The following is an 11,483-nucleotide window of genomic DNA, read 5'->3' on the forward strand; positions in this document are numbered from 1 at the left end:
CACGAAGCCCGCCGACATGCTGGCCTTGGGCCGGGCGCTGCGCAGCCTGAGCAAGCAGGGCATCCTGGTGATCGGATCAGGCAGCCTGACGCACAACCTGCAGCGCTTTTTTGGCTCGCCCAGCCCGGTTGACGCCCCGGAAGAAGAGGACTGCGCGGCGTTTCGCGCCTGGGTAGACAACCGGACCAGGGTGGCCGACTGGCCAGCTTTGCTGGACTACCGCGCCCAAGCCCCCTACGCTCGTGAGATGCACCCCACAGACGAGCACTGGCTGCCTTTCTACTTTGCAGCTGGCGCTGCAGTTGAAGGTGATGCATCTGTACCGGCTCAAGGGATGCGACTGCACAGCAGCGTGACGCACGGGCATCTGGCGCTGGATGCCTATGGCTTTGGCCCTGGCGTTGAGGCCTTGGCGCGGCAGTTGGGTTTGTGAATTTGGGGGCGTGAGAACGCGCTTGGTTTTCGCTGCTGTTGGTGCGTCTTGGTGGCGTGGTCTTCATGCTCTGCTGGGAGCATGACCAGGTGAACCGGGTGGGCGGCTTCCGCTCCTGACGCGGGCCACCACCGCATCACGCCACGGTCACCTCGTCATCACCGGCCTGGCAGTTCACGAGTCAGGACACCGCGAATGGTCGCTTCAGCCGCCCACCCAATTCACCTGGTCCGACACGGGCGTGGCCTGGCACGATCAACAGCCGCCAGCACCAGCTCACTGCGCACTGACCTTCACCGTGTCTGGTCCCGCGCCACACAGCACAGCACAGCACCTCGCGCCACCCCCCGGTATGTCGCGGGATGGCGGTGGCAAGCGACTGTGAAGCGACCATTCGCGGTGTCCTGGTTGGTGGCATGGGCAGACTCGTGTTGACGAGGTGAAGGCTCACGCGCTCGGTGGTGGCCCGCGTCAGGAGCGGAACAGGCGCTTGCCGCCGTCGTCCCGTTGCACCCCACGTCCGCACGAACAACAAGCACGAACAAAAACAACCGGCCCAAAAACCAAAAGGCCATCAGAGCAACGCTCTGACAGCCCTCGAAGCCAGGCGAATCAAACGCCCAGCCTCAGCGAAGTATCAAACCAATGTCAAGCAAACTGCGCAAACGTTGCATCCAGCTGCGCGATCCAGCCTGCCTTGATCTGCTCGTCCACAAAGCTCGCTTCAAAACTGTTGCGGGCCAGGGTATAGGCATCGTCCGCATCCAGATCCAGATCGGCAAAACAAGCCAGGAAGTTCTGGTTCATGTAGCCACCGAAGTAAGCCGGGTCATCCGAATTGACCGTCGCCTTCAAGCCCTGCTGAAGCAAGGCCTTGAGGTTGTGATCGGCCATCTTCTTGAACACACACAACTTGACGTTCGACAGCGGGCACACCGTCAAGGCCGTACCCTGGCTGGCCAGCCTCTGCACCAGCGCCGCGTCTTCCACACAGCGCACGCCATGGTCAATGCGCTCCACATGCAGCACATCCAGCGCGCTGATGATGTACGCAGGCGGGCCTTCTTCACCCGCATGCGCCACCAGATGCAGCCCCAGTTCCTTGCACTTGGCAAAGACACGGGCGAACTTTTCGGGTGGATGGCCTCGCTCGCTCGAGTCCAGCCCCACACCGATGAAATGCTGCCGGAAGGGCAAGGCCTCTTCCAGCGTCTTGAATGCCGCCTCCTCCGACAGATGCCGCAGGAAGCACATGATCAACGATGCACTGACACCCAGCTCCGCCTTCGCACGATCGCAAGCGCTTTTCAGCCCCTTGATCACCACCTCGAACGGCACGCCACGGTCGGTGTGCGTCTGAGGATCGAAGAACATTTCCGTATGGACGACGTTGTCGGCCTTGGCCCTGAGCAGATAGGCCCAGGCCATGTCGTGGAAGTCCTGCTCCTTGAGCAGGACCGAAGCCCCTGCGTAATAGATGTCCAGAAAGCTCTGGAGATCCGTGAACGCATAGGCCGCACGCAGGGCCTCGACACTGGGATAGCTCAGGCTCACGCCATTGCGCTGGGCCAGTGCAAAGATCAACTCAGGCTCCAGGGAGCCCTCGATGTGCATGTGCAACTCGGCCTTGGGCATGGCTTGCACCAGTGCCGACAGCTTGTCCCTGGAAATGGCGAAACGGGCTTGGGTCATCTTGTCAATTGGATCAGTGCATCGTCAACGGCTTACTTGCCGGAAGGCACGGCACCATCCACGCCCTTGACGTAGAAGTTGATGCCGCCCAGGAACTTGTCATCGGCCACGGCGTCCTTGGCCACGACTTCCTTGCCGTCCTGACCCAGGATAGGGCCCTTCCAGATCACGAAGCTGCCGTCCTTCAGGCCGGCCTTGACCGTCTCGACCTTGGCCTTCAGATCAGCTGGCACCTTGTCGGAGATGGACACGATGTCGATCGCGCCTTCCTTGACACCCCACCAGACGCCACCAGTCTGCCACGTGCCTTCCAGCGCATCCTTCGTGGCCTTCACGTAGTAGGGGCCCCAGTTGATGATGCTGGATGCCAGGTGAGCCTTGGGGCCGAACTGGGACATGTCCGAATCCCAGCCGAAGGCGTACTTGCCAGCCTTCTCGGCGGTCTGCAGCACGGCAGGCGAATCGGTGTTCTGGAACAGCACGTCAGCGCCCTGGTTGATCAGGCTTTGTGCCCCCTCGGTTTCCTTGGGAGGATCAAACCAGGCATTCACCCACACCACCTTGGTCTTGATCTTGGGGTTGACGCTTTGTGCACCCAGCGTGAAGGTGTTGATGTTGCGGATCACTTCAGGAATGGGGATCGAGCCCACCACGCCGATCACGCCAGACTTGCTCATGCCGCCTGCGATCACACCCGCCATGTACGCGCCTTCATAGGTGCGTGAGTCGTAGGTGCGCATATTGGGCGCGGTCTTGTAGCCGGTGGCGTGCTCGAACTTCACGTCCTTGCTGTCGGCGGCCACCTTGAGCATGGGCTCCATGTAGCCAAAGGTCGTGCCGAAGATCAGGGTGTTGCCCTGCCCCACCAGGTCGCGGATCACGCGCTCGGCTTCCGGGCCTTCAGGCACTTTTTCGACGAAGGTGGTCTTGACCTTGTCGCCAAACTCCTTCTCGATAGCGAGGCGACCCGCGTTGTGCGCGTAGGTCCAGCCCGCATCGCCCACGGGGCCCACATACGCGAACGCGATCTTCAGGGGGCCGGCAGGTGCGGCAGCAGCCGAAGCGGCTTCGGAAGCGGCAGAAGCAGCCTCGGGGGCCGCAGCCTCCTTCTTGCCACAGCCTACCAGGGCAGCGGAAGCGGCCAGGGTGGCCCAGCCCGCCAACTTCAACAAAGAACGCTTGGACATCGGTGAAGTCATGTCATCTCCAGGGTTGAAAACAGCTCAGAAAAACAAAGGTTTGATCTGGACAGCAGGAGCAACGATCGTGCCGCGATCATGCCAACTCAAGCGCCAGGATGGAAGGGTTTCCCGAGCGACGCGGGCATGTTGATGCGAATCCACGTCGGATTGCGCGAGATCAACACCAGCACCACGATGGTCGAGAGATAAGGCAGCATCGTCAGCCACTGGCTGGGGATCTGCACGCCCTGCCCTTGCAACTGGAACTGCAGCATGGTGACGCCGCCAAAAAGGTAAGCCCCCAGCAACACGCGTGCAGGCCGCCAGGTGGCGAACGTGGTCAAGGCCAGCGCGATCCAGCCTTTGCCCGCCACCATGCCCTCGACCCACATGGGCGTGTAGACCATCGAAATGTAGGAACCCGCCAGGCCACACAAGGCCCCACCGACCATCACCGCCAGCAGGCGGATGCGGCGAACGGGGTAACCCAGTGCGTGCGCCGATTCGGGAGACTCTCCCACGGCACGCAAGACCAGGCCGGCGCGAGACTTCAGCAAGAACCAACTCAGCCCGATGGCGAGCGCCACTGCGCCGTACACCAGTGGGTGATGCTTGAACAAGGCGGCACCCACAAAGGGGATGTCAGACAGAAAGGGGACGTCGAAGTGCGCACGCTCAGGCAGCCGCTGCTGCGTGTACTGGATGCCTGCGAAAGCGCTCAAGCCCGCCCCAAACAGACTCAAGGCCAGCCCGCTGGCGTACTGGTTGGTATTGAGCCAGATCACCAGCACACCGAACAAGGCTGCCATGCCCGCACCAGCCAGGGCCCCGGCCGCAAAGCCCAGCACATCGCTGCCGGTGTGCACACAAGTGGCGTAGCCAGCGATGGCAGCCACCAGCATCATGCCCTCGGCGCCCAGGTTGAGCACGCCGGCACGTTCGTTGATCAAGAGGCCCAGCGCCGCCAGGGCCACAACGGTGCCGGCATTGAGCGTGGCGGCAATCAACAGCGCCAGGGAGTCAGCGGTCATTCCAGTCATTTGGCAGCCACCCAGCGCAGACGTTGATGGATGAAGGTGTCACAGGCCAGCAAGGCGAACAGCAGCAAGCCCTGGAACACGCCCGTGATGGCTTTGGGCAGGCCCAGACGCGACTGCGCCAGCTCGCCACCGATGTAGAACATGCTCATCAGCACCGCGGAAAACACGATGCCCACCGGGTGCAGGCGGCCGACAAAGGCCACGATGATGGCGCCGAAGCCGTAGCCCAAGGGAATGTAAGGCGTGAGTTGCCCCTGTGGACCGGCCGCATCCAGCCCGCCTGCCAGCCCCGCCATGCCCCCGGACAGCAGCAAAGCCGTCCACAAGGCACTGCGCGACGAAAAGCCTGCATAACGAGAGGCCGCCGGCGCCAGCCCGCCCACCTGCAACTGGAAGCCGGCATAGGTACGGGCCAGAAACACCGTGAGCACCAGCACAGCCACCGCTGCAATGTAGATACCGACATTCATGCGCAAGCCCGACACCAGCTTGGGCACACGCGAGGCCTCCAGGAAGGTGATGGTCTGGGGGAAGTTGTAGCCCTGCGGGTCTTTCCAGGGCCCGTAGACCAGGTAACTCAAGACCATCTCGGCCACATAGACCAGCATCAGGCTGCACAGGATCTCGCTGGCATTGAAGCGATCACGCAACAAGGCCACGATGGCCGCCCACAGCATGCCGCCCAGGGCGCCTGCAGCCAGCACCAGCACCCACAGGCCCGCGCCACTGTCCGGCGTGGCGCGCATGGCCACGCCACCCGCAAAGATGGCGCCCATGATGAACTGCCCTTCGGCACCGATGTTCCAGATATTGGCCCGAAAGCACACCGCCAACCCCAGCCCGATCAGGATCAGGGGCGTGGCCTTGACGCTCAGCTCGGACAAGGCATACGTGCTCTTGAGCGGCTCCACAAAGAACATCTGCAAGCCGGCCAGAGGGTCCTTGCCCAAGGCGATGAACAGGCACACACCCACCGCCACCGTGATGGCCAGCGCCAGCAAGGGCGAGGCCAGCATCAACGCGGTCGATGGTGCGGGGCGCGGCTCAAGCTTGAACATGCGCACCTCCCTGCCCGGCCGCATCATGCTGATCCCACAGGCCGCTCATCCATTCACCGATTCGCTCGACCGTGGCATCCGCCGCCGCCACGCTGGGTGACAGGCGCCCCTTTTCCATCACCATCAGGCGATCACAGATCTCGAACAACTCGTGCAACTCCTCGCTCACGACCAGGATGGCGCAACCCGCGTCGCGCAGCTTGAGCAGCTCGCCACGAATCTGCGCCGCCGCGCCCACATCCACACCCCAGGTGGGCTGGGACACCAACAGCACACGAGGCTCGGCGTCGATCTCGCGCCCCATGATGAATTTCTGCAAATTGCCCCCCGACAGGCTGCGCGCCAGCGCGTGTGGGCCAGCCGCCTTGACCTTGAAGCGGTCGATCAGCTCGTTGGTCATGCCGATCACGCCCTGCATGCGCAGCCAGCCGCCCGGGCCGACCGCATCCTTGCGGGTCAGCAGCGTGTTCTTGGCCAGAGACAAGGTGGGGACCGCACCGCGCCCCAGGCGCTCTTCTGGCACGCTGTTGAGCCCCAGCTTGCGCCGCTTCATGGGCGATTGACGAGTGACGTCGTGCCCGAACAGGGTGACGCTGCCCGGCGCGCCACGAGGGTCCTCGCCACTGAGCACGGCCATCAGGGCCTGCTGACCATTGCCAGACACCCCGGCAATGCCCAGGATCTCGCCGGCACACAAGGCAAAGTGGATGTCCTTGAGCGACATGCCGAAGGGATCTTCACTGGGCACGCTCAAGCCTTTGACGGCCAGTGCCACCTCACCCAGCATGGGCGCCTTGCGCTCCAGCTCCACGGGCTCCGAGCCGATCATCAGGCGCGACAGGCTGGCATTGCTCTCCTCCCGAGGATCGACCTCGCCCGTGACCTTGCCGCCGCGCATCACCGTGCAGCGATGACACAGCGCACGGATCTCGTCGAGCTTGTGGCTGATGTAGAGGATCGCACAGCCCCGATCGGCCAGGTGGCGCAAGGTGCCGAACAGTTTTTCCACCGCCTGGGGCACCAGCACGGAAGTGGGCTCATCCAGAATCAGCAACTGCGGGTTGGTCATCAAGGCGCGCACGATTTCGATGCGCTGCCGCTCGCCCACCGTCAACGAGTGCACGTGGCGATCCGGGTCCACATCGAGGCCGTATTCGCCTGCAACCTGGCGGATGCGCTGCGTGACCTCGTCCAGGCTGAGTGATTTGTTCAACCCCAGCCAGACATTCTCGGCTGCCGTGAGCGTGTCAAACAGAGAGAAGTGCTGGAACACCATGCTGATGCCAAGCTCGCGTGCCTCATGGGGTGACTTGACACTGACACGCTCGCCATTGAAGTACACCTCACCCGCGTCCGGCTTGACCGAGCCAAAGATGATCTTCATGAGCGTGGACTTGCCGGCGCCGTTTTCGCCCAGCACCGCGTGGATTTCGCCGGGCTGCACCTTCAAGCTGACCGCGTCATTGGCGAGCACGCCGGGGTACTGCTTGGTGATGCCGCGCAATTCGAGACGAGGGGTCATGCTGTGATTCACTTTTTGTATACAGTTTTACCAGCAATCATCGTGCCTGCCAGGTTGCGCTCGTCGCCCAGCGTCATCCAGACGAAGGCGCGTTCGTGCAGGTCACCCGAGGCCTGTGCCAGGCCGTCGCGGTGCGTGGCCACAGGGCCCACAGACCAGTCCCATATGGCCAGATCGGCCATGCGCCCGGGCTCCACCTGCCCGATTTCATCGTCCAGGCCCAGATGGCAGGCCGCGCCCAGCGTGGCCGTGTACAGGGCCTTCCAGGCGGTCAGCCGCGTGCCCTGCAGGGCCTGAATCTTGTAGGCATCAGCCATGTTGCGCAGCATGGACAGGCTGGTGCCACCGCCCACATCGCTGGCCAGGCTCACATTGACGCCCTCCTGCTGAGCCTGGGCCCAGTCGAACAGACCGCTGCCCAGAAAAAGATTGGACGAAGGGCTGTGGGCAATCTGCGCGCCACGTTCGCGCAGCACGGCGCGATCGCGGTCGTCCAGCCAGATGCCGTGCGCCAGCACGCCACGCGCGCCGATCAGGCCATCGCGGTCATACACATCCAGGTAGCTGCGCGCATCCGGGAACAGCGACGCCACCCAACGCACCTCATCGCGGTTTTCGGCCACATGGGTCTGCATATAAGTGCCGCCATAGGTCTGGCACAGCTGGCCGGCCATCATCAACTGCTCGGGCGTACTGGTGGGTGCAAAACGCACCGTCACGGCAAAGGCCTGCCTGCCCTTGCCATGCCACAGGTCGATCAGGTCCACGCAGTCACGCTCGGCCTGGTCAACGTCATCTCGCAGCCCTTCCGGCGCATGGCGGTTCATCAGCACCTTGCCGGTGATCAGACGCATGTTCTGCGCGTGAGCCTGCTCGAACAAGGCATGCGCACTGACCTTGTGCACGGTAGGGAACACCACGGCCGTGGTCGTGCCGTGTGCCCACAAGGCCTGCAGAAAGCGCTCTGCACCAGCCTGTGAAACGGCTGGATCCGCATAGCGTCGCTCAGCGGGAAAGGTGTAGGTATTGAGCCAATCCAGCAGTTCCGTCCCGAAGCTGGCGATCACGTCAAGCTGCGGGCAGTGCACATGGGTATCGATGAAACCCGGCATGATCAACTGGCCGCGATGGTCCTCCATGGGCACGTCCTGCCAGCCGGAGGGCAAGGCCTTCGCGTGCGGCTGTACCGCGGCAATACGCCCCTCCTCGATCAGCACCACATGATCGGGTCGCCAGCGCACACCGGGCGCTTCCTTCGGCGGCGCGAATCCCGGGTCTGCGGTGAAGTCGAGCACATCGCCCCACAGCACGCGACGCCCGGATGAAACGATGCTCGACGGCGATGCCGAAGCCGGAGCGGATGCGGACGAATCTGTGCCTGAGTGGGTCATGGAGGATGGGATCGCGCGGTCAACTGGTACTGCGCACAGGCAGGGCCTCTGCGCGCGTGGGGGGACGAACGAGTTGCAGACTGCGCACAACATCTCGCACCTGCTCGCGCAACCAGCGGCTGGCGGCGGAGTGATGCGTCAGGTCATGCCAGAGTTGATAGTAGTTCATCGGCGGGAAGGCCACCGGGCAACGCACGATCTTCACGCGCAACTGTTGCGCGTAACGCTCACAGAAGCGGCGCCCTGTCGTGAGCACCAGCAAGGAGCCCGCCACCATATAGGGCAGTTGCGCAAAGTGGGGGTTGCGGACCACGATGTTGCGGCGCAGGCCCTGCGCAGCGAGATGCTCGTCGATGATGCCCAGCGCGCCCGGGTGCAAGGCTGGCGGCGCCACATGCTCGCACGAGAGGTACTGCTCGATGGACCAGGCCCGCTTGCCTTCCTTGGGCAAGCGCGCGGCAGGGTGATCTTCCGACACCAGGCAGACCACCTCGTCGCTGATCAGGCGCCCCAGATGCAGCTCGTCCGATGGCTCCAGCCAGTTGCCGATGACCAGGTCCACCTCGCCGCGCGCCAGGCTGCGGCGGTAGTCCAGATCGGCCGACAACTGCACCACCTCGACGCGCACATGGGGCGCCAGACGACGCAGCCGCAGTGTCAGCTCGGGCAGGAAGAAAGGATCGAGGTAGTCGGTGGCGGCCAGCCTGAACGTCAGGTTGGTGGTGGCCGGATCGAACTCCCGCACCGAGTTGTTGTGCCCGAACATGCTCTGCGCGTGTTGCAGGATGGCCGACGCCGGCTCCAGCAGGTTCAAGGCCACATCAGTGGGCGCCATGCTCTGCCCGCAGCGAACCAGCAAAGGGTCGCCGGTCAACTCACGCAGGCGCCTGAGTTGAGCACTGACGGCCGGTTGGCTGGATTGCAGGCGTATGGCCGCCCGCGAGACACTGCATTCGGTGATCACGGTGTGCAAGACACGGATGAGGGAGAGGTCGATCTTCTCGAAAAGCGTGTTCTTATTCATACACCGACTCTGATAGTGTCTATTCACGAAATAGTATGACTGGCGCCAGCACTGGATATACCCTCTTTGTGGTGAGTGAGCGCATGGCCACGGCATTTGCGGACAGCTCATCCCACAACTGACCCACGCCTTCAGGAGCCTCGACCATGAGCACCGCAGCCCCCCGCCCGATCCGCTTCGTGCACCAGGGGCAGATACAGGAGGTCAAGGACCTCCCCCCCACGACCACCGTACTGCAATGGTTGCGCGAACAGGCGCATTGCACCGGCACCAAGGAGGGCTGCGCCGAGGGTGACTGCGGCGCCTGCACCGTGGTGGTAGGAGAACGCCACCCTGAAACCGGGCAGTGGCAACAGAAAACCGTCAACGCCTGCATCCAGTTCCTGCCCACGCTCGATGGCAAGGCCTTGCTGACCGTGGAAGACCTCCAGCCCGCAGGCACGGATCAACTCCATCCCTGCCAGCAAGCCATGGTGGATTGCCATGGTTCGCAGTGCGGTTTCTGCACGCCGGGCTTCGTGATGTCGCTGTGGGACATCTACCAGACGCATGAACAGGCCCCGTCGCGCACGGCACTGGCCGATGCCCTGGCAGGCAATCTGTGCCGCTGCACGGGCTACCGCCCCATCCTGGACGCCGGGCAAAAGATGTTTGACAGCCCGCGCCAGCCGTTTGTGCCCGAGCCATGGCTGCAACAGCTTGAAGCACTGCAACGCCAGTCACCAGATGGCCTGCAATACGAAGGCCCCGCGCAGACGGACAGCCGTACGCGCAGCCGTTTCTTCGCCCCGACATCCTTGAGCGATCTCGCCAGCCTGCGGCTGTCCCTGCCTGATGCGCGCTTGCTGGCCGGCAGCACCGATGTCGGCCTGTGGGTCACCAAGCAGTTCAAGGCGCTGGGCGACATCATTTATCTGAGGCAGGTACCGGAACTCCGGCGCATCCTCCAGCCAGACAGCCAACCCGACACGCTGGACATCGGCGCAGCCGTGACGCTGGAAGAGGCCTGGTCCACCATGGCGGCACACATGCCCATGTTGCGCGAACTGTGGTTGCGCTTTGCCTCGCCTCCGGTTCGACACGCCGGCACTCTGGTGGGCAACCTGGCCAATGGCTCACCCATCGGCGACAGCGCCCCCATCCTGCTGGCGCTGGACGCCACACTCGTGCTGCGCGCCGGCCAGTTCACGCGCGAGATGCCGCTGTCAGCCTTCTATCTGGACTACATGAAGAACGCCTTGAAGCCCGGCGAGTTCATCCAGTCCGTGCGCGTTCCGATCGTCAACAAGGATGCGAGCGAGATCCTGCGGGCCTACAAGATATCGAAGCGGCGCGACAGCGACATCTCGGCGGTCTGCGCGGGCCTGTTCATTCAGCTGGAAGGCGACACCATCAAGCAGGCACGACTGGCCTGGGGTGGCATGGCGGCCACCGCGCGCCGCGCCAGCCACACCGAAGCCGCCATGGTTGGACAAGCCTGGACCGAAGCCACCCTGCGCCAGGCACAGGCTGCGCTGGCACAGGACTTCCAGCCCATGACCGATCTGCGCGCCAGCAAGGACTACCGCATCAAGGTCGCCGCCAACCTGCTGGAACGTTTCTGGCTTGAAACCCGTCCACACAACCCTCTGCGCGCCGACGAGGTGCAGGTATGGCCTGCGCAAACAGCATGAACAAGACCGTCGAAGCCTTCCTGCCCTCGCCCACTGCGTCATCCACTGCGGCGGGCCGCGCCTTGCCGCATGAATCCGCTCACCTGCATGTAGCCGGTCAGGCCGCCTACATCGATGACCTGCCCGAGCTGGCCGGCACGCTGCATGCGGCCCTGGGCCTGTCGCCTGTGGCGCATGGTCGGCTGCTGTCCATCGATGTGGATGGCCTGAAAGCGCAACCAGGTGTGGTGGCCGTGCTCACCGCGCGCGACATCCCTGGCGTCAATGACTGCGGCGCCATCGTCCACGATGACCCCATCCTGGCAGACGGTGAGGTGCATTACCTCGGGCAACCCATGTTCGTGGTGCTCTCGGCGCAACGAGAAACGGCACGCCGTGTGGCCGCGATGGCGCGGGACTTCACCACGATCGAAGCACTCCCAGCCCTGCTGACGCCCGAGGCTGCGCACGCGGCCCAAAGCTATGTCGT

At 63.6% G+C, this 11,483-nt stretch carries 9 protein-coding genes and 1 pseudogene; 3 read left to right on the forward strand and 7 right to left on the reverse strand.

The window, feature by feature from the left end; translation table 11 throughout:
• The coding region (locus VFW93_RS12525) for a class III extradiol ring-cleavage dioxygenase (protein WP_329694326.1) at positions 1 to 433 on the forward strand (433 nt) is incomplete at its 5' end.
• Between the two features lie 648 nt (positions 434 to 1,081).
• Here VFW93_RS12525 and VFW93_RS12530 read toward each other — a convergent pair.
• From VFW93_RS12530 to VFW93_RS12560, 7 genes are all read right to left on the reverse strand, one after another.
• Positions 1,082 to 2,125 carry an adenosine deaminase gene (locus VFW93_RS12530; RefSeq protein ID WP_329694327.1) on the reverse strand — a complete coding sequence of 348 codons (1,044 nt, stop codon included), beginning with the start codon at positions 2,123 to 2,125 and terminating at the stop codon, positions 1,082 to 1,084.
• 32 nt (positions 2,126 to 2,157) lie between these two features.
• On the reverse strand, positions 2,158 to 3,312 hold the full coding sequence (locus VFW93_RS12535) for a BMP family ABC transporter substrate-binding protein (RefSeq protein WP_414639668.1): 1,155 nt from the start codon (positions 3,310 to 3,312) through the stop codon (positions 2,158 to 2,160).
• A 98-nt stretch (positions 3,313 to 3,410) separates the two neighbouring features.
• On the reverse strand, positions 3,411 to 4,337 hold the full coding sequence (locus VFW93_RS12540) for an ABC transporter permease (RefSeq protein WP_329694329.1): 927 nt from the start codon (positions 4,335 to 4,337) through the stop codon (positions 3,411 to 3,413).
• Positions 4,338 to 4,342: 5 nt separating this feature from the next.
• Entirely contained in the window at positions 4,343 to 5,404 is a 1,062-nt protein-coding gene (locus tag VFW93_RS12545) for an ABC transporter permease (protein ID WP_329694330.1), read from the reverse strand.
• On the reverse strand, positions 5,391 to 6,926 hold the full coding sequence (locus VFW93_RS12550) for an ABC transporter ATP-binding protein (protein WP_329694331.1): 1,536 nt from the start codon (positions 6,924 to 6,926) through the stop codon (positions 5,391 to 5,393). Before VFW93_RS12550 ends, VFW93_RS12545 begins: the two co-directional genes overlap by 14 nt.
• Before the next feature lie 8 nt (positions 6,927 to 6,934).
• Positions 6,935 to 8,317: a guanine deaminase gene (gene guaD / locus VFW93_RS12555; RefSeq protein WP_329694332.1), complete on the reverse strand. Its 1,383-nt coding sequence runs from the start codon at positions 8,315 to 8,317 to the stop codon at positions 6,935 to 6,937.
• Between the two features lie 19 nt (positions 8,318 to 8,336).
• Complete coding sequence (locus VFW93_RS12560) at positions 8,337 to 9,341, reverse strand: LysR family transcriptional regulator (protein ID WP_329694333.1); 1,005 nt, start codon at positions 9,339 to 9,341, stop codon at positions 8,337 to 8,339.
• A gap of 146 nt (positions 9,342 to 9,487) precedes the next feature.
• Here VFW93_RS12560 and xdhA point away from each other — a divergent pair, with 146 nt between their 5' ends.
• Positions 9,488 to 11,014 carry a xanthine dehydrogenase small subunit gene (xdhA, locus tag VFW93_RS12565; protein WP_329694334.1) on the forward strand — a complete coding sequence of 509 codons (1,527 nt, stop codon included), beginning with the start codon at positions 9,488 to 9,490 and terminating at the stop codon, positions 11,012 to 11,014.
• Positions 11,011 to 11,483 (forward strand): annotated as a pseudogene (locus VFW93_RS12570) (xanthine dehydrogenase molybdopterin binding subunit); the annotation flags it as partial. The gene xdhA and the pseudogene VFW93_RS12570, both read left to right, overlap by 4 nt.

Source organism: Aquabacterium sp., assembly GCF_036279675.1.
Taxonomy (GTDB): Bacteria; Pseudomonadota; Gammaproteobacteria; order Burkholderiales; family Burkholderiaceae_C; genus Aquabacterium.

Excerpts from the sequence above, each read along its gene's own strand:
- VFW93_RS12530 (WP_329694327.1), bottom strand. The coding sequence starts at position 2,125 with ATGACCCAAGCCCGTTTCGCCATTTCCAGGGACAAGCTGTCGGCACTG.
- VFW93_RS12535 (WP_414639668.1), bottom strand. The coding sequence starts at position 3,312 with ATGTCCAAGCGTTCTTTGTTGAAGTTGGCGGGCTGGGCCACCCTGGCC.
- VFW93_RS12540 (WP_329694329.1), bottom strand. The coding sequence starts at position 4,337 with ATGACCGCTGACTCCCTGGCGCTGTTGATTGCCGCCACGCTCAATGCC.
- VFW93_RS12545 (WP_329694330.1), bottom strand. The coding sequence starts at position 5,404 with ATGTTCAAGCTTGAGCCGCGCCCCGCACCATCGACCGCGTTGATGCTG.
- VFW93_RS12550 (WP_329694331.1), bottom strand. The coding sequence starts at position 6,926 with ATGACCCCTCGTCTCGAATTGCGCGGCATCACCAAGCAGTACCCCGGC.
- guaD (WP_329694332.1), bottom strand. The coding sequence starts at position 8,317 with ATGACCCACTCAGGCACAGATTCGTCCGCATCCGCTCCGGCTTCGGCA.
- VFW93_RS12560 (WP_329694333.1), bottom strand. The coding sequence starts at position 9,341 with ATGAATAAGAACACGCTTTTCGAGAAGATCGACCTCTCCCTCATCCGT.
- xdhA (WP_329694334.1), top strand. The coding sequence starts at position 9,488 with ATGAGCACCGCAGCCCCCCGCCCGATCCGCTTCGTGCACCAGGGGCAG.